At 60.3% G+C, this 20,010-nt stretch carries 28 protein-coding genes; 14 read left to right on the top strand and 14 right to left on the bottom strand.

Annotated features, from left to right (window positions below; all coding sequences use genetic code 11):
- Positions 1-25: 25 nt before the first annotated feature.
- The 4 genes from MQW23_RS16775 to MQW23_RS16760 all read left to right on the top strand — a co-directional run bounded on the left by MQW23_RS16775 (position 26) and on the right by MQW23_RS16760 (position 2,318).
- Complete coding sequence (locus MQW23_RS16775) at positions 26-379, top strand: hypothetical protein (protein WP_252109357.1); 354 nt, start codon at positions 26-28, stop codon at positions 377-379.
- Positions 380-425: 46 nt separating this feature from the next.
- On the top strand, positions 426-875 hold the full coding sequence (locus tag MQW23_RS16770) for a GNAT family N-acetyltransferase (protein ID WP_252109356.1): 450 nt from the start codon (positions 426-428) through the stop codon (positions 873-875).
- A 128-nt stretch (positions 876-1,003) separates the two neighbouring features.
- Positions 1,004-1,558, top strand: coding sequence for a GNAT family N-acetyltransferase (locus MQW23_RS16765; protein ID WP_252109355.1), 555 nt, complete (start codon positions 1,004-1,006; stop codon positions 1,556-1,558).
- A 139-nt stretch (positions 1,559-1,697) separates the two neighbouring features.
- Positions 1,698-2,318 carry a DNA-3-methyladenine glycosylase I gene (locus MQW23_RS16760; protein ID WP_252109354.1) on the top strand — a complete coding sequence of 207 codons (621 nt, stop codon included), beginning with the start codon at positions 1,698-1,700 and terminating at the stop codon, positions 2,316-2,318.
- Here MQW23_RS16760 and MQW23_RS19580 read toward each other — a convergent pair.
- Positions 2,315-2,638, bottom strand: coding sequence for a hypothetical protein (locus tag MQW23_RS19580; RefSeq protein WP_442908620.1), 324 nt, complete (start codon positions 2,636-2,638; stop codon positions 2,315-2,317). The genes MQW23_RS16760 and MQW23_RS19580 overlap by 4 nt on opposite strands.
- A 31-nt stretch (positions 2,639-2,669) precedes the next feature.
- On the opposite strand from MQW23_RS19580, the gene MQW23_RS16750 reads away from it, so the two are divergent.
- The 4 genes from MQW23_RS16750 to MQW23_RS16735 all read left to right on the top strand — a co-directional run bounded on the left by MQW23_RS16750 (position 2,670) and on the right by MQW23_RS16735 (position 4,774).
- Positions 2,670-3,218 (top strand): GNAT family N-acetyltransferase, encoded by a 549-nt coding sequence (locus MQW23_RS16750; protein WP_252109353.1) that lies wholly within the window; start codon positions 2,670-2,672, stop codon positions 3,216-3,218.
- A 186-nt stretch (positions 3,219-3,404) separates the two neighbouring features.
- Positions 3,405-3,803: a fosfomycin resistance glutathione transferase gene (gene fos, locus MQW23_RS16745; protein WP_252109352.1), complete on the top strand. Its 399-nt coding sequence runs from the start codon at positions 3,405-3,407 to the stop codon at positions 3,801-3,803.
- Between the two features lie 65 nt (positions 3,804-3,868).
- Positions 3,869-4,291 (top strand): tetratricopeptide repeat protein, encoded by a 423-nt coding sequence (locus MQW23_RS16740; protein ID WP_252109351.1) that lies wholly within the window; start codon positions 3,869-3,871, stop codon positions 4,289-4,291.
- A 9-nt stretch (positions 4,292-4,300) separates the two neighbouring features.
- The gene (locus MQW23_RS16735; RefSeq protein WP_252109350.1) at positions 4,301-4,774 is read left to right on the top strand and encodes a YehS family protein; all 474 of its coding nucleotides are present in this window, start codon (positions 4,301-4,303) and stop codon (positions 4,772-4,774) included.
- Positions 4,775-4,835: 61 nt separating this feature from the next.
- Here the strand turns inward: MQW23_RS16735 and MQW23_RS16730 are convergent, their stop codons facing one another.
- The gene (locus tag MQW23_RS16730; protein ID WP_252109349.1) at positions 4,836-6,293 is read right to left on the bottom strand and encodes a hypothetical protein; all 1,458 of its coding nucleotides are present in this window, start codon (positions 6,291-6,293) and stop codon (positions 4,836-4,838) included.
- 293 nt (positions 6,294-6,586) lie between these two features.
- Between MQW23_RS16730 and MQW23_RS16725 the strand changes: the two genes are divergently transcribed.
- A complete protein-coding gene (locus MQW23_RS16725) occupies positions 6,587-6,994 on the top strand; it encodes a DUF4019 domain-containing protein (RefSeq protein ID WP_252109348.1) in 408 nt (135 codons plus the stop codon).
- Positions 6,995-7,014: 20 nt separating this feature from the next.
- Here the strand turns inward: MQW23_RS16725 and MQW23_RS16720 are convergent, their stop codons facing one another.
- The 3 genes from MQW23_RS16720 to MQW23_RS16710 all read right to left on the bottom strand — a co-directional run bounded on the left by MQW23_RS16720 (position 7,015) and on the right by MQW23_RS16710 (position 9,162).
- The gene (locus MQW23_RS16720; RefSeq protein WP_252109347.1) at positions 7,015-7,758 is read right to left on the bottom strand and encodes a class I SAM-dependent DNA methyltransferase; all 744 of its coding nucleotides are present in this window, start codon (positions 7,756-7,758) and stop codon (positions 7,015-7,017) included.
- A 100-nt stretch (positions 7,759-7,858) separates the two neighbouring features.
- Positions 7,859-8,314, bottom strand: coding sequence for a carboxymuconolactone decarboxylase family protein (locus MQW23_RS16715; protein ID WP_252109346.1), 456 nt, complete (start codon positions 8,312-8,314; stop codon positions 7,859-7,861).
- 50 nt (positions 8,315-8,364) lie between these two features.
- Positions 8,365-9,162, bottom strand: a complete 798-nt coding sequence (locus MQW23_RS16710; protein WP_252109345.1) for a helix-turn-helix domain-containing protein — start codon at positions 9,160-9,162, stop codon at positions 8,365-8,367.
- 148 nt (positions 9,163-9,310) lie between these two features.
- On the opposite strand from MQW23_RS16710, the gene MQW23_RS16705 reads away from it, so the two are divergent.
- Positions 9,311-9,730, top strand: coding sequence for an MAPEG family protein (locus MQW23_RS16705; RefSeq protein WP_252109344.1), 420 nt, complete (start codon positions 9,311-9,313; stop codon positions 9,728-9,730).
- On the opposite strand, the gene MQW23_RS16700 is transcribed toward MQW23_RS16705, so the two are convergent.
- Positions 9,699-10,667, bottom strand: a complete 969-nt coding sequence (locus MQW23_RS16700) for a GlxA family transcriptional regulator (protein ID WP_252109343.1) — start codon at positions 10,665-10,667, stop codon at positions 9,699-9,701. The two genes, MQW23_RS16705 and MQW23_RS16700, sit on opposite strands and share 32 nt — an antisense overlap.
- A gap of 61 nt (positions 10,668-10,728) precedes the next feature.
- Positions 10,729-11,295, bottom strand: coding sequence for an isochorismatase family protein (locus MQW23_RS16695; RefSeq protein WP_252109342.1), 567 nt, complete (start codon positions 11,293-11,295; stop codon positions 10,729-10,731).
- Positions 11,296-11,485: 190 nt separating this feature from the next.
- On the opposite strand from MQW23_RS16695, the gene MQW23_RS16690 reads away from it, so the two are divergent.
- Positions 11,486-11,803: an antibiotic biosynthesis monooxygenase family protein gene (locus MQW23_RS16690; protein WP_252109341.1), complete on the top strand. Its 318-nt coding sequence runs from the start codon at positions 11,486-11,488 to the stop codon at positions 11,801-11,803.
- A gap of 2 nt (positions 11,804-11,805) precedes the next feature.
- Here MQW23_RS16690 and MQW23_RS16685 read toward each other — a convergent pair whose 3' ends face one another.
- Together MQW23_RS16685 and MQW23_RS16680 are read right to left on the bottom strand one after the other, a co-directional pair.
- Positions 11,806-12,408 carry a YqaA family protein gene (locus tag MQW23_RS16685; RefSeq protein ID WP_252109340.1) on the bottom strand — a complete coding sequence of 201 codons (603 nt, stop codon included), beginning with the start codon at positions 12,406-12,408 and terminating at the stop codon, positions 11,806-11,808.
- 8 nt (positions 12,409-12,416) lie between these two features.
- Entirely contained in the window at positions 12,417-13,235 is an 819-nt protein-coding gene (locus MQW23_RS16680; protein WP_252109339.1) for a DUF1206 domain-containing protein, read from the bottom strand.
- A gap of 170 nt (positions 13,236-13,405) precedes the next feature.
- On the opposite strand from MQW23_RS16680, the gene MQW23_RS16675 reads away from it, so the two are divergent.
- Positions 13,406-14,281 (top strand): AraC family transcriptional regulator, encoded by an 876-nt coding sequence (locus tag MQW23_RS16675; RefSeq protein ID WP_252109338.1) that lies wholly within the window; start codon positions 13,406-13,408, stop codon positions 14,279-14,281.
- On the opposite strand, the gene MQW23_RS16670 is transcribed toward MQW23_RS16675, so the two are convergent.
- A complete protein-coding gene (locus tag MQW23_RS16670; protein WP_252109337.1) occupies positions 14,240-14,830 on the bottom strand; it encodes a LysE family translocator in 591 nt (196 codons plus the stop codon). The two genes, MQW23_RS16675 and MQW23_RS16670, sit on opposite strands and share 42 nt — an antisense overlap.
- A 196-nt stretch (positions 14,831-15,026) precedes the next feature.
- On the opposite strand from MQW23_RS16670, the gene MQW23_RS16665 reads away from it, so the two are divergent.
- Together MQW23_RS16665 and MQW23_RS16660 are read left to right on the top strand one after the other, a co-directional pair.
- Positions 15,027-15,896, top strand: a complete 870-nt coding sequence (locus MQW23_RS16665; RefSeq protein WP_252109336.1) for a methylated-DNA--[protein]-cysteine S-methyltransferase — start codon at positions 15,027-15,029, stop codon at positions 15,894-15,896.
- 24 nt (positions 15,897-15,920) lie between these two features.
- Entirely contained in the window at positions 15,921-16,433 is a 513-nt protein-coding gene (locus MQW23_RS16660) for an O-acetyl-ADP-ribose deacetylase (RefSeq protein WP_252109335.1), read from the top strand.
- On the opposite strand, the gene MQW23_RS16655 is transcribed toward MQW23_RS16660, so the two are convergent.
- Genes MQW23_RS16655 through MQW23_RS16640 form a run of 4 tightly spaced genes read right to left on the bottom strand, consistent with a single transcriptional unit; the run spans position 16,414 to position 20,010 of the window.
- Positions 16,414-17,244: a phosphodiesterase gene (locus MQW23_RS16655; protein WP_252109334.1), complete on the bottom strand. Its 831-nt coding sequence runs from the start codon at positions 17,242-17,244 to the stop codon at positions 16,414-16,416. The genes MQW23_RS16660 and MQW23_RS16655 overlap by 20 nt on opposite strands.
- A complete protein-coding gene (locus MQW23_RS16650) occupies positions 17,237-18,301 on the bottom strand; it encodes an ABC transporter ATP-binding protein (protein ID WP_252109333.1) in 1,065 nt (354 codons plus the stop codon). The genes MQW23_RS16655 and MQW23_RS16650 overlap by 8 nt, the downstream gene beginning before the upstream one ends.
- Before the next feature lie 39 nt (positions 18,302-18,340).
- The gene (locus MQW23_RS16645) at positions 18,341-19,129 is read right to left on the bottom strand and encodes an ABC transporter permease (RefSeq protein ID WP_252109332.1); all 789 of its coding nucleotides are present in this window, start codon (positions 19,127-19,129) and stop codon (positions 18,341-18,343) included.
- Positions 19,126-20,010: an ABC transporter permease gene (locus tag MQW23_RS16640; RefSeq protein ID WP_252109331.1), complete on the bottom strand. Its 885-nt coding sequence runs from the start codon at positions 20,008-20,010 to the stop codon at positions 19,126-19,128. The genes MQW23_RS16645 and MQW23_RS16640 overlap by 4 nt, the downstream gene beginning before the upstream one ends.

Below are 20,010 nucleotides of genomic sequence, written 5' to 3'. Positions count from 1 at the left end.
TTAATTATTTAAATAGATGCTGAGAATGACACCAGGTGGAAAAGCCGTTGTATCGCACCTGTTCAACGAATGGTTTCGTAACGACTATCTGACACGATATCCATCACCGCCACGTACTTGCTACGAAAACATGAAGCTCGCCGACGACCCCGAACTCTGCACTCTTGCAAGCGAAAAGGGCTGGCTGCCGATAACATTCTTGCTCGACTCTCTGGTGAGGTATCTCACCACGCAGTCGAATATCGAAGACGCCGTGCGAAAGGGCAAGGACCTGAACGCCATTGTGTCCGAACTACGCGAAGACCTTTCCTGTATTGATCTGACCGGCACCTTCCAATACGCCTACTCCTACGAGATTCTGCAGTACGCCGGACGCTAATCAAGACTGCCGCACAATCATTTGGCGTATTTTTTTCGAGGTGAACGTGGACTACAAAGAGGTGAGCGCCGGCGAGGTTCCCCTTCCGCTTTTACTTGTAGCGGATCCCTCCGAGCGCAGCATTGCATCCTATCGTAAGAACGCGTGTTGCTTCGCCGTGCACAGCGCGGGTGAAACGATTGGCGCATGTATCGTTAAACCGATCGGTGTGAAGACCGCCGAAATTATCAATATCGCGGTATACCCGCCGTTTCAGAAGCAGGGGATAGGCTCTGGCTTGCTGAGCTTTACGTTAGGTGAGCTGAAAGCCAGGAACATGCAGCGGGTAGAACTCAATACCGGGGCGTTCGGCTATCAACTGACCTATTATCAGCGCCACGGATTCAGAGTCGATCGAGTCTTGAAAAATCATTTCCTGGAAAATTATTCCGAACCGATCATCGAAAATGGCCTGCAACACATGGATGCGCTGAGGCTATATCGTCTACTCGATTGACACCAGACGTTCTCACTCTGCGAGTGGCATCATTGTGGCCCCGCCAGGCTCTGTCAAATGGCGTGCCGGTATGCGATAACTTAATAAGCAATAGCTTATCAATGTCGCAAGCGAGACGAGGAAAAGGGATGCGCCACCTTGAAACCTGCAGGCTGCGGCTTCGTCCGCTTTCTCTAAACGATATGTCGGCTCTCACCTCGATTCTGGGTGACCCAGAGGTCATGAAATATTCCATGCGCGGTGTATTCGATGAAGCGGCCACACGCCAATTCATCGAGTGGTGCTGTACGTGCTATGCAGCCCACGGAATGGGCCCAATGGCGCTGGTGGAAAAGGATACTAACCTGCTGATCGGTTTTTGCGGCGACAGCCCTGAAGAAATCGGTGGCGTTGAAGAGATCATGCTGGGATACCGGCTGGCCGCGCGCTACTGGAATCAGGGCTTTGCTCCCGAGGCGGCAAGGGCAGTGCTCGATCAGGCGTTCAACGAGAAGTCGCTGCCCTCAGTCGTTGCCCTGATCGAGCCAGAACATACGGCCTCGCAAAAAGTCGCCGCGAAAGCAGGATTCGATCATTTCGAGATTCAGGAATATCACGGCTGCACGTTGCGGATGTATCGTCAGACGCGGGAACAGTGGTGCTCTAGTAAAGGAAACATGACAGAGAGTGGACTTGCATCGTAGCGCTGATCGCTTACGGGTCTTCAAGGTTTTTTCACCTGCTTATAGGCTACTGTGAGGCCGTCGTGCACGCCAAAGTATCACACATCAAGCCGCCACTTTTAAGCTGCTTACTCGTTTTGACTGATCGGATGCCGAGTTGATGGACAAGACTACTCAAAGCCTGGACGGAAAACGCCGCTGCGCTTGGTGCGCGGTAGCACCTGACGTGCTCGAGCCTTATCACGATTTTGAGTGGGGTTTTCCGGTCGCCGATGATCAGCGACTGTTCGAGAAGATCAGCCTGGAAGGGTTTCAGGCGGGGCTGAGCTGGCGCACGATTCTGGCCAAGCGCGAGCATTTTCGCTCGGCGTTTGCCGGGTTCGATTTTTATCGGGTGGCCGCTTTCGATGAAAGCGATGTCGAGCGCCTGCTCAAGGACGCCGGCATCGTTCGCCATCGCGGCAAGATCGAGGCGGTGATCAATAACGCCCGGCGCGCTTGCGGGATGGTCGAAGAGCAGGGGGCGCTGGCGGCGTATTTCTGGCGCTTCGAGCCAGAGGAAGGTGAGATCGCCAGCCCGCAAAGTGTCTCCACGTCGCCGACTTCAGTGGCGCTCTCGAAAGATCTCAAGAAACGCGGGTGGAAGTTTGTCGGCCCCACCACGGTGTTCGCTTTCATGCAGGCGATGGGGCTGATCAACGATCACGCGGAGGAGTGTTTCATGCGGCTGGTGATCGACCAGGCGCGCCGTGAATTTACCCGGCCTGGTGAGGCTCCTTAAGAGGGCACCCGAAACGCGATAAAGGAAACGACATACCAAGGCTGGTTCTGAAAGGCTACATTCTGATCCCCTAACGTGATCTTGCGGCGGTCCAGCACGAGCTCGTCAATCACCGACGTCTGACTCGGGAAGAACCGGGGTGTATCACTTTCGACGTCACCCAGGATATCACCGACACGTACCGCTATAACGTTCATGAAACCTTCGTGGATCGCGCCGCATTCGAGTATCACCAGCAGCGGGTCGCGCGCTCCGAATGGGGCAGGTTGACCTGTCATGCCCAGCGCCACTATGAGATAGTCGAATAAGGGAGTACTCATATAGCGTTGTCATCATGCACAGGGAGGCAGGGTGAAAAATCTCGAAACGCAGCGGCTATGGCTGCGTCCGCTATCGATGAGCGATGTGCCGTCGCTTGTCCGCGTTATCGGCGACCCCGATGTCATGAAATATTCGATTCGCGGCGTGTGCGATGAGGCCATGACGCGACAGTTCATTCAGTGGGGGCTCGAGTGTTTCGCGGCTCACGACATTGGGCCCTGGGCGCTGATCGAGAAAGCCTCCGGTGCGCTGATCGGCTTTTGCTGCCTTGGCCCGGAAGAGATCGATGGTCGCCAGGAGATCGGGCTGGGTTATCGGCTAGCCACGCGCTACTGGCATCAGGGGCTGGCGTCCGAGGCCGCCAGAGCAGTACTTGCCCACGTCTTCGAAGACATGGCACTGTCTTCCATCGTCGCGTTGGTCGAGCCCGATCACTTGGCCTCCCGGAAGGTGGCGCTCAAGGCGGGGTTGGTTGAGCGCGAGCTCATCACGTTTCACGATCGCCCCGTCCGGGTCTACCGTCAGACGCGGGCGCAGTGGAAGGCAGGCAATCGCCTGACGGAGCATCAGCTCGCGTGAGTGATCCTGGGGTCTTGTTGACCAGGCACAATGAATTTTATGGAGAGCCTGGCCACGACGGCCTGCCATGATCATGTTCATTCAATAGCTTGAAACGGGCCAAACCGTGCAGACCTGGCACTTCGAGAGGTTGTGCGATCAGCAGGCACCGCCTCTGAGCGATTAACAACGACGGGAGAGCGCTACATGATCACGGGCCTGAACCATATCACCCTCGCCGTGAGCAATCTCGAGCGCTCGCTCGAGTTCTATACCCAAGCGCTGGGTCTCACCGGCCACGTGAAGTGGGATAACGGCGCTTATCTCTCGGCGGGTGAGTTGTGGCTGTGCCTCTCGGTCGACGAGCCGGATTCAAAGATCGACTACACCCATATCGCCTTCGATGTCGGCGAGGCCGAGTTCGAGGCCTTTTGCGCGCGGCTCGAAGCGCGTAGCGTTACCCGATGGAAAGAGAACACCAGTGAGGGCGCCTCGTTCTATCTGCTGGACCCGGATGGCCACAAGCTGGAAATTCACGTGGGTAGCTTAAGAAGCCGGCTGACATCGATTGCGACAAAACCGTACAGCGGGCTCGTTTGGCTTTAAGATGGCGCCAGTACGAACGCGACTCCCCGCGTTTTGAATTTCTGGACAAGGGATCGTTAGACACGATGATCAACACCAAACTTCACAAGGCCGTGTATGAATTGGCCGAAAAGCTGATGCGCGCGGCTCACAAGGAGGACCGTGAGGCGTTCGAGGCGCTTTATGGCGAGCTCGAGGCGATCTGTATCGACAACGAGTACACCGAGAAGGATCACCCGGAACAGTGGGAAACGCTGGCGGACTTCACCGAAGAATCAGATGAGGCGCTAGCGCTTTACCAGAAAGCGCTGGATAAAGCCGCGGCCCGGCCCTTACCGGATTACGTCGCCTCGATCGGTTACTCCATGGCGACACTTCAGGTGGAACTCGATGAGTCGGATGCCGCCCTCAAGAGCCTGCGCCAGGCCAAAGCCAGCGCCGCGCACATCGAAGACGACGAGCTAAAAGCCGAGATCGACGCGCTTTTGGCCACGCTGACCTCCCGTTAGGATTAAACGTTGACCAATAACGATATTTTTCGCCGCCTTCGCTACGCCTTCGACCTGAAGGACACCGCCATCGTGACCATTTTCAAGCTGGCTGACGTCCATGTGTCGCTAGAGCAGGTCACCGCCTGGCTAAAAAAGGATGACGATGAGGCCGTCAAGTCAATGCGAGACAAGGATCTGGCGGGGTTCTTGAATGGTTTCATCAGCCACAAGCGCGGCAAGCGTGAAGGCCCGGCGCCGACGCCGGAGTCCAGCCTCACCAATAACCAGGTGTTTCAGAAGCTGCGCATCGCCTTGAACCTGCAGGCCGAAGACATTCTGGCGCTGTTCGAAAGTGAAGGATTGCCGCTGAGTGCCCACGAGCTGAGCGCCTTCTTTCGCAAGCCCAGCCACAAGAACTACCGCGAGTGTAAGGACCAGGTGCTGCGCACCTTTCTGATGGGCCTGCAACACCAGCACCGTCCAGCGTCGCCGGCTTCCTAAGCGGTAGCGCTCGACACCAAAAAGGCCACCTTAACAGGTGGCCTTTGGCGTTGGGGGAGAGTTAGAACTCGAAGCCGAAGTTGGTCAAAAACGCGGTGTTCCAGCGGTCGTCGACCGGCGAGCCGAAGTAGTCCAGCCCGTTCTTGTTCGAGACGATATCGAACCAGGCGAAGAACGGTCCGGCGGTCATCTGCACGCCCAAATCGTTGACCATCGGGTTCTGCTGGTCACCGAAGCCACCGTTGAGGGCGGTAAAGTCTCCCGATGGATCGATAACGCTGAAGTCGTTGAAGAAGAAGAGGCTTTCGACCGGGCCCCAGTCCACGTCCAGGCTGTAGCCTACGCTTGCCGAGTAGATCTCGCCCTGGGCGGGGATCAGGTAGTTGAAGTTGAACGCACCGATCTGCAGGGCGTTGTCGGAAATGCCCGATGTACTCTCTGCCGGGTTTTTGGCGTTGTACTCGTAGGTGGTGGCTTGGGCCAGAGTGCGCCAGTTGCCGTAGCTTCCGTCCACGCCGAGTGCTGCCGACCAGTTGTCGCCGCTACGTTCGGTGTTGCGGTTGTAGAGCTGACCACCTTTCGCTGACACGTTCACCTGGGTGGCGTAGTCGGTGTCATGGCCGAAGGTGTAGCCCACGCGGGCTGCCACCTGATTCTCTTCGCTGTTGCCCTGGGCGCTATCGCCTACGGCGTTGGCGCCGTAGTGCTCGTTGCCATTGCCCAGGCTGTCGCTTTTGAAAAACGCAAGCGAGGTGTCCCAAGGCCCGGCGGAGTGGTCCCACTTTAGGCCGGCATTCTGGTTATCGTTGAAGCCCGCGATATACCCCAGGTTGCCGTACCAGCCCAGGTAACCGTAGTCCATGTTGCCGAAGGGCGTTTGCACCAAGCCCAGCTTGAACGAGTCTTGCTCGGTGGGGTTATAGCCGATCCAGCCGTGCTGCAAAAAGTGGTAGTCGTTGTAGAAGCGGTAGGCCATCGAGTAGTCGATAGCGCCGGTTTCGCCCTGAACGGTGACGACGAACTTGCCGAAGTCGAGATCGCCCGAGGTGTCCTTGCTCTGGCTGTCCCAGTCGTTGACGCTGCCGCTGAGTTCGAGCAGCCCGCCAATTTCGACCTGCTGCATCTCTTCCAGCGCTTGCTGGTTTTGCTGGGCCAGTTGGGCCTCTTCGCCGTTGGCCGAGGTACCGGTGGCGGTGCCTTCGCCATAAGCGTCCTGGCTTGCGTTGCTTTGAGTCGAGCCGGTTTGGCTAGAGCCGCTTTGGCTGGAGTTGCTCTGGTCGGAACTGTTCTGGCCGGAAATGCCCTGATTCGATGCCATCGATTGATCATTATTCGATGCACCCTGGGACTGCTGGCGCTCGAGCTGCTCGATGCGCTGCTGCATCTGATTGAGCTGAGCGCGCAGCTCGTCGATGGTTTGAGCGTCACTGGTCTGCGCCTGGGCGCTGGAGAGCATGGCCGCAAAAACGCTAAGCCCGAGTGCCAGCCGCTTGAACTGGCATGCGTGTGGGTAGGACATGATGATTTCCTTGCGAATGTCGTTTTATATGCCGTTTTTAATTATTGATAGCCGGCTGGATTGCATACCGCCGGTTTGAGAGGGCGATATGCGGGGGAGCGTGAGAGGTGGCTCCGCTGACTACCCTAGTGACAAGGCCAGGCTAAAGCAAATACGGCACCAGCCGCTGGCACCCACGCCTGCTGAATAAATAAAGGTTAGCGTTTTGCGCTCTATAAGGCGTAGTACGGGCTAAAGCCCGCTGCCGCACGACCGATATAAAGAAGACACCCGTTTTTTTATACGAGGCCTTCATGCCTACTTCGCACCGCGCCTTAATAGCGGCTTTCGCTTTATCCGTGCTACCCGCCCACGCCAATGCCCACAGCGACCCCGCGGAAACGGCGGTGATGGCCTGGCTTGCCAGCATCGATAGTGGCGAGTTCGAGAAAGCCTGGGAATCGTCGTCTCCGCTTTTGCAGCGCCCGCTATCGCCGGACATGCTGGCGCGCACCGTAGAACTTGCGCGAAAGGACATGGGGCCGGTGGAGTCGCGCCGCCCGCTGCGCGTGATCAGCGAAACCTCCATGCCCGGCGCGCCCCGCGGGGATCTCAAGGTTTTTACCTTTCAAACCAGCTTCGCTAACAGGCAAGTGACCGAGACCGTCACGCCGCACCTCGAGGATGGGGCCTGGCGGGTAAGCGGCTACTACGTGCAGTAGCCGACGTTTTCAGCGTCGCGCTACCCCTTTACGCACACGAACAGCGCGTTGCCCGTCTCGCCGTTCCAGGGCGTGATCGCCTCGAAATCATGCTCGAACACCTCGACGGTGAAGTAGGGCCTTAATAGCGCGACCAGCTCGCCAAAGTTCACGGCGACCATGGCGTGCTCATCGACCCAGCGTTCGCTCTGCCCGGCGGTAATTTTCTCGATGCTGAGCTTTAGCGACTGGCGCTCACCCTGGCCTGAGTAGTGCCAACCCGAGGTGAACGTAAACGTATCCTCTTCCCGGCGCGCGGTGTGTTTGACCGAAAGGGCGTTGTCGATCTTCTCCTTGTCCACGGCGTTGAAACAGAACACGCCGCCCGCCTCGAGCGCACGCCAGGCGCTTTCGATACACGCCTTGAGGCGCTCGACGTCCGCGCTGTAGTGAATCGAGTAGAGAAAGCAGGTGATCAGATCCTGCGGCTCGTCGACGACGAAGTCGCCCATATCCTGCTGGCTGAAACGCGCCTCTGGGCAGCGCCTGGCGGCTTGTTTTAGCATGGGCGGGTTGAGGTCGAGCCCGGTGCTTTCAAAGCCTGCATCGAGAAAATGGCGCACATGAGGGCCGGTACCGCAGGCCAGATCAAGGTGGCGGCGCCCGCCGTTGCCGAAGAGCTGATTCAAGCGCTCTACGGCGCGGCTCTGCGCCGGGTAGTCGATCTCCTCGCACATGACATCGTAGTAACGAGAAAGATCGGTATACAGGGCATTGGCGGACATGACGGGCAGCGCTCGAGAAGGGGGTGGCGCATGGTAAACGAGCGCTTGGGCTTTTAGAAGCCCGGTATCAAAAGGCCCTCAAAATGTGAGCAATCGCCGCTTACATTCCCCTATCCGGGGCGAACCGCATACCGACCGCTAGCCGGTTCCAGCCGTTCATGGCGATCACGATAGAGGTAAGCGCGAGCAGATCGCGCTCGCCGAATGCGGCGAGTGTTTGATCAAAGGTCGCGTCATCGATAGCGTGCTGGTGAACCAGCGTCAGCGCCTCGGCCCAGGCTAGTGCCGCGCGCTCGAGCGGGTCGAACGCGTCTACCTCCGCCCACACCGGCAGCACGTCCAACCGCGCCTGGCGCTCGCCGCTGTCGCGCGCCTCTTCGGCGTGCAGGCGCTGACAAAAGGCGCATCCGTTGAGCTGCGAAACGCGCAGCTCCACCAGATGCTTGATGGCCGGGGTCACACGGCTCTTTGGGGCGAGGCGTGAAAGCGTGATTAATGGGGCCTTGAGCCACGGAGCGAGTTGGTACACCTGCTGGCGCGATAAACGTTCGGTCATGGGGGAGGCCTCATCAGTGAATGAAGCGCCAGCGTAGGGTACCTCGCGCGCTACGCCTTGTAGATTTGCGACAGTTTGCGCTGCCGGTAGGCGCCGGGCGCTTCCAGCGCGAAACGCTTAAAAGCGTGACTGAAGTGCGCCTGGTCGTGATAGCCGCAGATCAGGGCGATCTGTGCCAGAGGCTGGCGGGAACCGATCAACGCGCGGCGAGCGTAGTGCAGCCGAGCAAACGCCATTAATTGGCCGGGGGAGACACCTGCCTCGCGCTCGAGCCGGCGCTCCAGCGTGCGCCTCGATAGCCCGAGCCGCGCTCCCGCCTCTAGTGGCGAGCAGGAAAGCCGCGAAAGCGCTTCGACCAACTGTGGCGTCCGGCTGGGCGCCGTAAGCGTCGTTAGCCGCTGGCATAGCCAGGCATCCAACAGCGCCAGGCCCTCATCAGGCGTCAAACGATAGAGCCGCTCGGCCACGCGCGAAAGGCTTGCCTGCCAGGGCGGCGAGCGTTCACTGTCATCCAGAAGGTAGTGAGTGTCGGTAAAGCGCGATGGCGAAAGCCCCAGTAGGGCATGGGCGCCGGCGGGCCTGAAACGAACCCCCAGTTTGCGAGCGGGCGTATCCCATGTCTCAAAAAGGGTATGGCGGTTGGCACACAGCGTGATCGTCGGGTTGAGCGGGTCGAGTGTGATGGTGAGGCTGGCGCCGGCATCGGGGTAGAGCTTCTCGCTGCCCGCAAAGCCGGGGCTACGCTCGAGCCTCCAATGGCACTGCACCCAAGGGGAGAGCCCGGCACTGGGCGGGCGCGGGAAAAAATTCAGCCGGGCCGCACTGTCTGGCAAAATCACATCGCGCATGGGGTAGCTGCCTAAAAACTCTCGATGAGGGCCTATTGAACACCGGCGGTGTTTCCCCCGCTAGTACAAGCGTCGGCTATGCTTACAGTGGCTTTAAGCCGTGGCAGGGTTTGTCGCGGCGGCCATCAACCGATACAAGGAGGCCTTCATGGATGACGCTGTTTACTGGTACGCCATGGCGACGGTGCTGCTATTTGTCAAAATGTGGGCGACCGGGCTGTATCAGGGGTATCACCGCATTACCAAAATGACCTTTAAGACCCCCGAAGACGCGCGCATGGCAGGGAAGGAGCCAGCACAGGAGGAGCTCCCTCAGGTGCAGCAGGCGAGCAAGGCCTGGTCCAACGATCTGGAGAATATCCCCATCTTTTTGGCCCTGGGCATGGCCTACGTGCTGGTTGGGGCGTCGCCCGGGCTTGCCATGTGGCTGTTCATGGGGTTCACCGCGGCGCGCTACGCGCATACGCTCGCGTATCTTGCACGCCTTCAGCCCTGGCGCACCATCGCCTACGGCGTGGGGCTTGTGTGCATAATCGTCATGGCAATTCAAATTGTGCTGGCGCTGTAGTCGCTACCGCTTGGCCGGGATGGGCGCGGCGCCACTCGCTGGGCGGGCGCGTCTCCAGGCGCGCCCAGCAGCGGCGAAACTGGCGCTCATCACCGAAGCCGGTCTCGTCGGCGATGCGGCCGAGCGTCCAGGTAGTTTCCACCATCAGGGTTTTGGCACGCTGTAGTCGCAAACCGCTGATGTAGTCGCTTACCTGCATGCCGGTCAGCTGTTTGAACTGACGGCGGAAATGTCGCTCGCTCATGGCGGCCTGGCACGCCAGCACCTCTGCCCGCCAGGCCTTCGCGGGTGCGGCGCAAATGGCGTCCTGCACGCGATGAATACGCTCATCCACGTGATTACGGCCTTCCAGCCAAGCGCCGAGCTGGGGCTCCTGACCGCTGCGGCGTAAATAGAGTACCATTTCGCGCGCCACAGAAAGCCCCAGTGCGTGGCCGCCCACGCGTGTCAACCAGTGCAGCATGGTATCGATACCCGTGGAAATACCCGCACTGGTTAAATAGCGCCCGTCTTCGATGAAGATACAGTCGCCCTGCACGCGGGCCTTCGGCGCCTTCTCGCGCAGCTGATCCAACAGGGTGTGGTGGGTGGTGCAGCGGCGGCCGTCAAGCAGGCCGCCCTCGGCCAACAACAGGGTAGCGGAACACACCGTCATCATGGTGTCGACCTGGTTAACGTTGGCTCTCAGCCACTCGATGCACGCCCGCTGGGCTAACGGGTCGACCGCGCTGCGATACTGACCCGGGATCAGCAGCAAGTGGTGATGCGAAAGCTCCAAAGGCAGCGGCGCGATGCCGCCCAGGGTAAGAGGCCCCAGCCACTCGAGCGCCGTGCTCGGACCCAGGTAGCTGATCTCAACGCTCAAGGAGAGGCGTTCGGCGCAGTGCAGTACCTGCAGCGGTCCGATCAGATCGAGCGGCACCTGGCCTGGCATCATTAGCACCGCCACCCGCAGGGGGGCATTCTCACCTACGGGCGGCGAATTCAAGGGTCGAAAGCTAGTCACGCCGGGTTTGCCACTCATCGATCATGTTTTGAGTATCGATGATACGCGCAAAGCGGCCCTCCAGCACCAGCTCCGTGCGCGCCTTGATATCCTCGGCAGACCAGGTCACACCGTGGCGCGTCATGGGGAAGGTGAGCGTGGCGTCGCTGACGAAGTCGACCGCAAATCCCAGATCCGAGCCGACCCGCGCGGTGGTTTCGCAGCACTGCTCGGTACGAATACCGCTAATCGCCAGGCGCGAGATGTCGCGCTCGCGTAGCCACTGTTCGAGCCCGGTATCGCTAAACGCGTTATGTACGCGCTTGTGGAAGGTCGCGGCCGCATCATCTTCGAAATCGTCGAGCGGGCGTATCAGGCCATGATCGGGGTCGAAAGGCCCGTGACTTCCCGGGGCCTCGTGAAAGATCCGCACGATGGGAATATTCAGCGCCTTGGCGCACTCCAGCAGGGCGCGCTGATGAGGGCGCCAGGCCTCGAAAAGCGATTGTACCCAGTACTCCTTGGCGGGAAAGGAGGCTTGAACATCGATCAAGAGTAAAGCGGTCGTTGGGTGAGTCATGGCAGGCTTCCTGGCTGAGTGAAACGAGAGCTTAACGAGACAGCGCCACTGCCACGATACGTGCTTCGGCCAGAAAGCGGACATTTACGGACATTTTATAATCGATTGAGAAAAAAGGAGTTTTAGGCTTGCTCGGGCGCGATCGCCACGCTTAGGATTTAAAGGCCCAGACGACCACAGGACTTCACCCATGTCTTTAATCGCCGAAACCCCCGAGCCGCCTTACTATGCGGTGATTTTTACCTCGATTCGCACCGGTGTCGATGAGGGTTACGGCGAAATGGCCGGGCGCATGGTGGCGCTCGCCGCCGAGCAGCCGGGCTTTCTGGGCGTGGAGGCCGCCCGGGAAGAGGTAGGGGTGACGGTCTCCTACTGGGCGGATATCGCCTCGATCAAGGCATGGAAGGCTCACGCCGAGCACCAGGAAGCCCAGCGGCTGGGCCACCGGCTCTGGTACCGGCATTTCAAAACGCGCATTGCCAAAGTCGAGCGGGAGTACGGTATCTAGCCTTACATGACCTGCCCTGCGAGAAACTGCAAAATGAGGGTGAGCAGTAATACGGCGACGCCAGCCACCACGCTGGTCAGCAGGGCGTGGCGCTTCCAAAGATCCAGCACCCGATGACCGAAACGGCTGACCAGCCAGGCCAGCCCGTAGTATCGAAGCCCGCGAGCGATCAGCGCGGCGAGCGCGAACAGCAGCACCGGGTAATTCGAAAGCCCGGCGGTGATCATGGCCACCTGGAACGGAATCGGCAGGATACCGATGGCCAAAATGGCGGCGAAGCCGTACTGGTTGAAAAACGTCTGGAAAGACTGAAAGCTCTGCTCGATCCCCATAAAGGTGATGAACCAGGTGCCGATCGACTGAAACAGCAAAAGCCCCACGCCATAGCCGACCAGCGAGGCCAGCAGGCAGCCGGCGGTGGTGACCGCGGCCAGCCGCCAGATGCGCTCACGGTTGGCCGCCATTAGCGGAATCAAAATGAGTTCGAGCGGAATAGGCAAAATGATCGTTTCGAGAAACGACAGCGTACCTAGAAGCCAGAGCATATTTTTGGAGCCGTTCAGGCGCGCAAGCCACGCTTTGGTACGCTTTGATGCCATGGCCATGTGCGTTTCTACATTCCCGGGTTGATGCGGCGATAGATACTCGCCAGCACGCTGTAAGCGCCAAAGGCGAAAAGCCCCATGGCTACAAAGGCCAGTAGCCATTGACCGAAGGCCTGGGTGCGAAGCGCTGAGAACACCTCTTCGGTGCCGCCCGCTTCGCTTGGGTTGATATGATAGGCCGCCGTGATGAAAAACCCGCCGACGATCAAAAAGACGATGCCTCGTATGATCAGGCCGAAGCGGCACACCGGATACGCCCAGCGCTTGGTGGATTCGGGCATGTCGAAGTGTTTGTCGAACTTGGCTTTTACTCCCTTGATACAGTGAGCGATCCCCGCGCCGATGATGCAAAGCCCCACGAAGCCGACCAGGTAGCGGCCGAAGGGCTGCTCGAACAGCCAACCCACTGTGCCTTGCGAACCACCAGAGCCACCGGAGTCGCTGGAGGAGCCACCGAGACGAAAGATCAGCGTACCGGCATAAAATGCCAGCAGAGTATGGGTAACCGCGCTGATCAAAAGGCCGGCGCGGATGGCAAGGCCCTTGGCCTCACTACCGTGAGCGTCGGTGTCCTTGATCGCCTGGATGCAGCGCCACATGGCGTAGCCCAAAAGCCCGAGCGCGATCAGCCCAAGCAGCACCTTACCGAACGGTGCGGCGAGAAGACGCTCGAGCGCCCCGCGGCTGCCCTCGGTTTGTCCGCCCTGGCCGAAGGCGGCCAACGCCGCCAGCCCCCCGACCAGCAAATAGACGATACCGCGAGAGGCGTAGCCCATCCGGGCGTAGAGTTGAACGGCATCTTTATGATCGGGCGTGTTGTAAGCCACGATGTCCTCCTGACTAATTGGCAAGACTTCATCATCCTGAATGAAGAGGTGGCCCGAGCCGGACGCTTAAAACCCACACTTAGCGTAGGTGATACAGTGCCAAAGGCCTAACGCTTTCCGCATTGCCGTTTTCGGCAATCGGTCAATACGTATTTTCGAAAGGTACGGCGATGAACGCATCGACTCCTCTTTTTTGGCGCGATCCGCGTCTGCCTCAGGTAGAGCTTCGTTGCATTGGCGATGCGCGTCAGGTGGCCTACGCCCGACACAGCCACGCGCAGTGGTCGCTTGGCGCAGTCACGCGGGGGAGAAGCACGTTCTACTACCGGGATGACACTCATGCCATTTGCGCGGGGGATTTGGTCATGATGAACCCGGGCTGGGTCCACGCCTGTAACCCCATCGAGCAGGAGCCCTGGGCGTATCTGATGCTGTACGTGGATACCGACTGGGTGAGCGAGCTGCGCTACCGCTCGGGGCTTTCAAAATCACCCGAATGGCAGGATATTCCCACGGCGGTGCTGTCGACGCCTGTGCTTTACCGGCGTTATCGGCGCATGGCGGCTTTATTGCTGGACGAGCGCGCAAGCCTTGCGCGCAAACGTGGAGCGCTCACCGAGACGCTTTTAGCGGTATTTTCTCACGTGCAATCAGGCTCTGAGCGCTCTTCAATGAAGGTGCCGGCGCCGCTCGAGCGCTTGGCGGCCTATCTCGATCATCACGCGCTGGAGCGGCTCACGCTCGAACGACTTTGTCGTATAAGCGGTTACAGCAGTGGACACCTGATTCGCGCGTTTAAGCATCACTACGGCATGACCCCCCGAGCCTATCTGATCAACCGGCGCGTACAGCTGGGGCGAGAGTGGCTAAACCAGGGCCATTCCATCGCGGAGACGGCGTTGGCACTGGGTTTCAACGACCAGCCCCATTTTCAGCGTACCTTCAAGCGACTGCTCGCTGCCACGCCGCATCAGTATCGAACCCACTCAACCGGGAAGTCTGCGCTAGTCCAGCACGATGAACAGGCAGCTCACGGCCAGCAGTAACGCAAGCACACGGTTGATCACGACCAAAAGGGTCGGATTGGCCACGTAGCGCTTCAGAAACGCCCCGGCAAAGACCCAGCACGAAAGCGACAACCAGCAGATGGGAAGGTAGAGCGCGGCAAACAGTAGTGTGTGCTCGGCATTGGCACCGGCGTAGGCGCTGATGCCGGACGCCGAGGCGAGCCAAGCCTTGGGGTTGAGCCACTGCATCACCGCGCCGGTTAGAAATCCCGGCGCTCGGGCGTTGAAGTTTTGGGCTAGCCGCCCGTTGTCCAACGCAAGCCTGGCACTTAGGTAAAGCAAAAACGCCACGCCTGCCCAGCGCAGCAGAACCTCGAGCGCTGGCCAAAGACTCAGCAGCGAATAGAGCCCGGCGCCTACGCTCAAAAACAGCGCAATAAAGCCAAGCGTGGCGCCGGTGACGAATACCAGGCCCCGTGCGACCCGGTAGTGGATGCCGCTGCTCATGCACACCAAATTGACCGGGCCCGGCGAGATGGAGGCGGCCAGTGCAAAGGCTGACATCGGCAGCAGTAGCGAGACGCTCATCGTGGTGCTCCTTTGCTAACAAGAGCCCGAAGTATTTCAGCGCTGGGCGCGCGGGTATTGTAAAAAATTGATGTGGTCACAGGCCGGTGCGAAAGGCCAGGTGTGACGAGGCTTCATCAAGGAGTGCGCAGGATTCGGGTCGGCAGCCGGTCGAAAAGCGCTTAAGCTTCGAAGGTCAGCAACAAGGGAGCGGGCAATGGACGACTTTGGGCGGATCGAAAAGGCGATGGCCTACATGGTGGAGAACGCGGCGTGCCAGCCAAGCCTTGCCGAGGTGGCGACTCACGTGCACTGGAGCCCCGCCCACTTCCAGCGTCTTTTCCGCCGCTACGCCGGCGTTTCGCCCAAGCGTTTTTTGCAGGCGCTGACCCTTTCGCGCGCCAAGCGGCTGATGGCCTCGACCGACTCGCTGCTTCAGGCCGCCCAAGAGGTGGGGCTTAGCGGCGGCTCCCGGCTTTACGATCATTTCGTCTCGCTCGACGCGGTGACACCGGGCGAGCACAAGCGACAGGGCGAAGGACTCACCATTTACTACGGTGTTCACCCAACCCCCTTTGGCGCAGCGCTGGCGGCCACCACCGAGCGGGGTATCTGCCGGCTGGGGTTTATCGGCGCAGGTGGGGTGGGGGAGCAGCTCGCCGGTCTCACCGCCGCGTGGCCCAAAAGCCGGCTGATTCACCAGCCCGAGACCACGCGCTACGTGGTAGAGGCGCTTTTCGACGGCGCGAATTTTAACGAGCGGGCGCTATCACTTCACGTGGCGGGCACCAATTTTCAGGTCGCGGTATGGCGCGCGCTGCTCGCGATTCCCGCCGGGGAGCTTGCAAGCTACGGCCAACTGGCCAAAGCGCTTGGAAAGCCCGGCGCATCCCGGGCGGTCGGCAGCGCCGTGGGTGCGAATCCGGTTGCGCTCTGGATTCCGTGCCACCGGGTGATCCAGCAAAGTGGGGCGCTGGGCGGCTACCGCTGGGGCGTGGCGCGAAAGCAAATGGTGCAGGCCTGGGAGAGCGGCCAAAAAAGCGCGAAGGAGGGCAGCCCGGAGCCGGGTCGACTATCGTTAACCTGAACGCGTTAAATAAGGGAGTACGCTATGAAAATTGATGCGATTCAGGCCGATATCACCACGCTCGGGGTCGATGCGATCGTCAACGCCGCCAACCAGTCGCTGCTGGGCGGCGGCGGGGTGGACGGCGCGATTCATCGCGCCGCCGGGCGCGAACTCAAGGAGGCGTGTCGCACACTCGGCGGCTGTGAAACCGGCGACGCCAAGCTCACCGACGGCTTCGCGCTTCCCTCCCGCTACGTGATTCACGCCGTCGGCCCGGTGTGGAACGGCGGACAACGCGGTGAGGCCGAGAAACTCGCCGGCTGCTACCGCCGCGCGATGGAACTCGCCGAATCCGTCGACGCCCGCTCCATCGCCTTTCCCAGCATTAGCACCGGAATTTACCGCTTTCCCATCGAGAAAGCCGCCGAGATCGCGGTAGAAACAGTTAAGGCGGCGCTAAGTGAAAACTCGACGGTCGAGTCGGTCACGTTTTGCTGTTTCTCGGAAAGTGACCTGGCGGTGTACGAGGCGCTGCTCAATCGATCAGCCCATTAACGTCGAAGAACGGGTAGGGGCCTGGGTAGCGTTCGATGAAGCCCTGATGGGTGATCAGCCCGCTTTGCGGGGTGTAAGCGTGCAGCAGATAACCCGGCGGCTCGAGCTGAAAGTGTGCCGGACCGCCGGCGCTTAGATCCAGGCTCACTTGGTGAGACACTCCAGGGCAGCTAAGCGCTAGGGTGCCGCCAAAGCGCGCTTGCAAGCTGCGATGAAGATGCCCGCACAGCACGCGCTCGATTTGCGGATGGCGCTCGATCACCGCTTCGAGCGACCCGGCATCGAGCAGCGGCTGGCGGTCCATGTGGTCGATACCGCTTACAAACGGGTGGTGATGTAGCATTACCAGCGTCGGCGCTTCCGGGCGCTTTGCCAAAGTAGCCTCCAGCCACGCAAGGCTTGCGGCATCGAGCTCGCCGTGGGGCTTATTGGGTACCAGCGTATCCAGACCAATCAGGCGGATGGGGTAGTCATCCACCACCCAGTGCAGATACTCGGGGTGCTGAAACAGATAGCGGTGGCTTTTGAGCGCATTGCGCAGGTTGTCGCGGTGGTCGTGGTTGCCGGGGATGACGTAGAAGGGCAGCGTTAGCGCCTCGGTCAATCGCATGAACGTGGCGTACTCCTCGGGATGGCCGAAATCGACCAGGTCGCCGCTGATAAGCACCAGATCCGGGCACGGCGTCAGCGCATTTAGCGTGTCGATCGCCTGCGTTAAGGCGCGCGCCGTATCCACCTGACGGTAGGAGAGCTTGCCGAAGGCCTTGATATGCGGGTCGGTGATCTGGGCGATCAAAAAGGGCTTATCCATGCGCGCTTGCTCCGCTGGCCGAGGGCTGAAACAGTGCCTGCGCGGGAATCATTAGCCCGATCTCGCTCCCCGTTGGCCAGGTTTGGCGTGACGAAACGCGCACCGATAGCGTCGTATCGCCGCCGGTATTTACCGCCAACTGCTGCGCCTGGCCTAGAAAGACGCTCTCCATGATGCGGCCCTTGAGCTGGGCTTTCTCGAGAGGCACCACCTGGATGTCCTCCGGGCGGCAGTAGAGAGTGGCGGCCTTGCCCAGGTGCGGAGCGTCCAGCGTGCCGCCGGGCACACAAAATGCCCCATCTGACGCCTGCGCTTGAACCTCGAGGCGGTTGACCGCGCCGATGAAGTCGGCCACGAAGGCGTTGGCCGGATGGTGGTAAATCTCGCGTGGGGTACCAAGCTGGGCGATGCGCCCCTCCTGCATCACGGCGATGCGATCACCCAGCGCCATCGCTTCGTCCTGGTCGTGAGTCACGTACACCGCAGTGATACCCAACTCGCGCAGCAGCGAACCGATCTCCAAGCGCAGCCGGTCGCGCAGCTTGGCGTCGAGGGCGGCCAGCGGCTCGTCGAAAAGCAGCACACGGGGGCGTACGGCAATGGCCCGGGCCAGCGCCACGCGCTGCTTCTGTCCCCCGGAAAGCGCACTGATTGAACGCTCGGCATAGCCTTTCAAATCCACCATCTCCAACACTTCGGCCAAGCGACGGTCGATCTCGGCACGCGTAACCTTCTGAATGCGAAGCCCGTAGGTGATGTTGTCGGCCACATTCATGTTGGGAAACAGCGCGTAGTTTTGAAACACCATGCCCACATCGCGCTTCTCAATGGGTAGGTCGGTGACGTCACGCTCGCCGAACTGCACCCGGCCGCCCGGGTCCGGGCGCTCCAACCCGCTGATGATTCTGAGCGTGGTAGTCTTGCCGCAGCCCGAGGGGCCCAGAAGCACCAGGGTCTCGCCCGCCTTGACGTGAAGGTCGAGCGGCTTCAGGGCAACATGGCCGCCAGCGAAGGTGCGGCTGCACTGGGTCAGCGTGATACTCGAGGAGTTTGACATGATCGCTCTCTGCAACGTTTTCAAATAGAGGAATAGGGGTCAGCGGCGCGGGCCGGTCAGCTTTCCGGCCCACTGGATCATCACCAGAAGCGGCACGATCATGAGCAGAAAGACCAGCGTGTAGGCAGAGCCCACTTCCAGGCGCATCGAGGCGTAACTGTCGGCAAGCCCGACCGGCAGGGTCTTGGTGAGCGGGGTGTGCAGCATCCAGGTGATATTGAACTCGCCGATCGAAAGCGTGACCACCATCAAGGCGCCGGCCAGAATGCCGCTGGCACAGTTGGGCACTACTACGCCGAAAAAGCGCTGCCAAGGGCTCGCCCCAAGACTCGCCGCGGCTTCTTCGAGAAGTGGCAAGCGGGCGGTGTGCATGACCGAGTGCACCGCGCGCACCATGAACGGCAGCGTGAACAGCACGTGGCCGATCAGAATGAATAGCCAACTGGCGCGAAATTCACGGTAGCTGCCGTAGGCCAGCAGCAATGCTAGCGCCGTGGCAAGCCCAGGTACCGCCACTGGCAGTAGTAGAAGCTCTTCGATGGCGTGGGCGACGCGGTGGCGACTGCGCAGAAGCCCGTAGGCCGCCGGCACGCCTATCAACGTGGTAATGACCAAACACGCTATCGCTAGTTTGATCGAAAGCCAGATGGTACCCGAGTAGAGCGCCCACACCTCGCTTACCCAGCGCAGCGTCACTCCGCTTTGCAAGCCCTGAAAGTAGTTCTCGGTCAGCCCCGCCATAACCGACATGGCAATGGGCACGATCATGAAAAGACACACCAGCAGCGTGAACCCAAGCTGCAGTGAAAAACGCAGGCGCTGACTCATACCGAGGCTCCCAAGGCGTTGCTCGCCAGCTTGCGCGCCAGCGCCAGTGCCGCCCAGGTGATCAGTCCGAGCACCACCGAAAGCGCCGCCGCCATCGCGAAGTTGGCGTAGTTAGTGAATTCGCCGTAGATGTTCAGCGGCAAAATGGGCAGCCGCGTGCCCAGTGTGAAGGCGGTGCCGAAGGCGCCCATGCTGGTGGCGAAGCATATCGCGCCTGTCGAGAGCAGTGCCGGTGCGATGCCGGGAATGATCACGTCGCGCATTACTCGCCAGTGGCTGGCGCCGAGTGAACGCGCGGCCTCCTCTAGGCTCTGGTCGAGGTTATCGCAGGCCGCCATCACGGTGGTGATGACCCGTGGGATCGAGAAGTAGAGATAGCCGATGAACAGTCCGAACAGCGAATAGGCGAACACCCAGCGCTCGTCGAACAGCCATAGACTCGTCTGCGCCAGCGCCCCCTGGCGCCCGCCAAGCATGATCACTAGAAAACCCACTACCACGCCGGGAAAGGCGAGCGGGAAGGTAAGGATGGCCACCAGCAGCGATTGCCCCGCAAATCGGTGGCGCGCCAAAAAGAAACCGGCGAAGCCGGCAATCCCGACTGCCGCAACGGACACCGCCAGCGAAAGCGTGACGGTGGTCGCCAAGCTGATCAGGTACTGGCGATGGGTCAGCAGGGTCAGGTAGGCGCTGACGCCGCTGGCGCGATCCACCTCCGCACCCATCAGCAGAAGCCGCGAGAACGGCAGCAGCCAGAACGCCGTGAAGATGGTCAGCGCCGGCACCAGCGCGACTAACGTAATCAGCTGTGCCCGGCGGGAGGTGCGCCGATGTCGATCGAGTAAAGCAGCCCCGAAGGGCTGCTTGAGCGTCGCGGACAT

Source organism: Halomonas sp. S3-1-1 (assembly GCF_023757625.1).
GTDB lineage: Bacteria > Pseudomonadota > Gammaproteobacteria > Pseudomonadales > Halomonadaceae > Vreelandella.
Note: the sequence above shows the minus strand (reverse complement) of the source record. Positions and strands in the feature narration are given on the sequence as shown.

Excerpts from the sequence above, each read along its gene's own strand:
- MQW23_RS16775 (WP_252109357.1), top strand. The coding sequence starts at position 26 with ATGACACCAGGTGGAAAAGCCGTTGTATCGCACCTGTTCAACGAATGG.
- MQW23_RS16765 (WP_252109355.1), top strand. The coding sequence starts at position 1,004 with ATGCGCCACCTTGAAACCTGCAGGCTGCGGCTTCGTCCGCTTTCTCTA.
- MQW23_RS16760 (WP_252109354.1), top strand. The coding sequence starts at position 1,698 with ATGGACAAGACTACTCAAAGCCTGGACGGAAAACGCCGCTGCGCTTGG.
- MQW23_RS19580 (WP_442908620.1), bottom strand. The coding sequence starts at position 2,638 with ATGAGTACTCCCTTATTCGACTATCTCATAGTGGCGCTGGGCATGACA.
- fos (WP_252109352.1), top strand. The coding sequence starts at position 3,405 with ATGATCACGGGCCTGAACCATATCACCCTCGCCGTGAGCAATCTCGAG.
- MQW23_RS16740 (WP_252109351.1), top strand. The coding sequence starts at position 3,869 with ATGATCAACACCAAACTTCACAAGGCCGTGTATGAATTGGCCGAAAAG.
- MQW23_RS16730 (WP_252109349.1), bottom strand. The coding sequence starts at position 6,293 with ATGTCCTACCCACACGCATGCCAGTTCAAGCGGCTGGCACTCGGGCTT.
- MQW23_RS16725 (WP_252109348.1), top strand. The coding sequence starts at position 6,587 with ATGCCTACTTCGCACCGCGCCTTAATAGCGGCTTTCGCTTTATCCGTG.
- MQW23_RS16720 (WP_252109347.1), bottom strand. The coding sequence starts at position 7,758 with ATGTCCGCCAATGCCCTGTATACCGATCTTTCTCGTTACTACGATGTC.
- MQW23_RS16715 (WP_252109346.1), bottom strand. The coding sequence starts at position 8,314 with ATGACCGAACGTTTATCGCGCCAGCAGGTGTACCAACTCGCTCCGTGG.
- MQW23_RS16710 (WP_252109345.1), bottom strand. The coding sequence starts at position 9,162 with ATGCGCGATGTGATTTTGCCAGACAGTGCGGCCCGGCTGAATTTTTTC.
- MQW23_RS16705 (WP_252109344.1), top strand. The coding sequence starts at position 9,311 with ATGGATGACGCTGTTTACTGGTACGCCATGGCGACGGTGCTGCTATTT.
- MQW23_RS16700 (WP_252109343.1), bottom strand. The coding sequence starts at position 10,667 with ATGATGCCAGGCCAGGTGCCGCTCGATCTGATCGGACCGCTGCAGGTA.
- MQW23_RS16695 (WP_252109342.1), bottom strand. The coding sequence starts at position 11,295 with ATGACTCACCCAACGACCGCTTTACTCTTGATCGATGTTCAAGCCTCC.
- MQW23_RS16690 (WP_252109341.1), top strand. The coding sequence starts at position 11,486 with ATGTCTTTAATCGCCGAAACCCCCGAGCCGCCTTACTATGCGGTGATT.
- MQW23_RS16685 (WP_252109340.1), bottom strand. The coding sequence starts at position 12,408 with ATGGCCATGGCATCAAAGCGTACCAAAGCGTGGCTTGCGCGCCTGAAC.
- MQW23_RS16675 (WP_252109338.1), top strand. The coding sequence starts at position 13,406 with ATGAACGCATCGACTCCTCTTTTTTGGCGCGATCCGCGTCTGCCTCAG.
- MQW23_RS16670 (WP_252109337.1), bottom strand. The coding sequence starts at position 14,830 with ATGAGCGTCTCGCTACTGCTGCCGATGTCAGCCTTTGCACTGGCCGCC.
- MQW23_RS16665 (WP_252109336.1), top strand. The coding sequence starts at position 15,027 with ATGGACGACTTTGGGCGGATCGAAAAGGCGATGGCCTACATGGTGGAG.
- MQW23_RS16660 (WP_252109335.1), top strand. The coding sequence starts at position 15,921 with ATGAAAATTGATGCGATTCAGGCCGATATCACCACGCTCGGGGTCGAT.
- MQW23_RS16655 (WP_252109334.1), bottom strand. The coding sequence starts at position 17,244 with ATGGATAAGCCCTTTTTGATCGCCCAGATCACCGACCCGCATATCAAG.
- MQW23_RS16650 (WP_252109333.1), bottom strand. The coding sequence starts at position 18,301 with ATGTCAAACTCCTCGAGTATCACGCTGACCCAGTGCAGCCGCACCTTC.
- MQW23_RS16645 (WP_252109332.1), bottom strand. The coding sequence starts at position 19,129 with ATGAGTCAGCGCCTGCGTTTTTCACTGCAGCTTGGGTTCACGCTGCTG.
- MQW23_RS16640 (WP_252109331.1), bottom strand. The coding sequence starts at position 20,010 with ATGTCCGCGACGCTCAAGCAGCCCTTCGGGGCTGCTTTACTCGATCGA.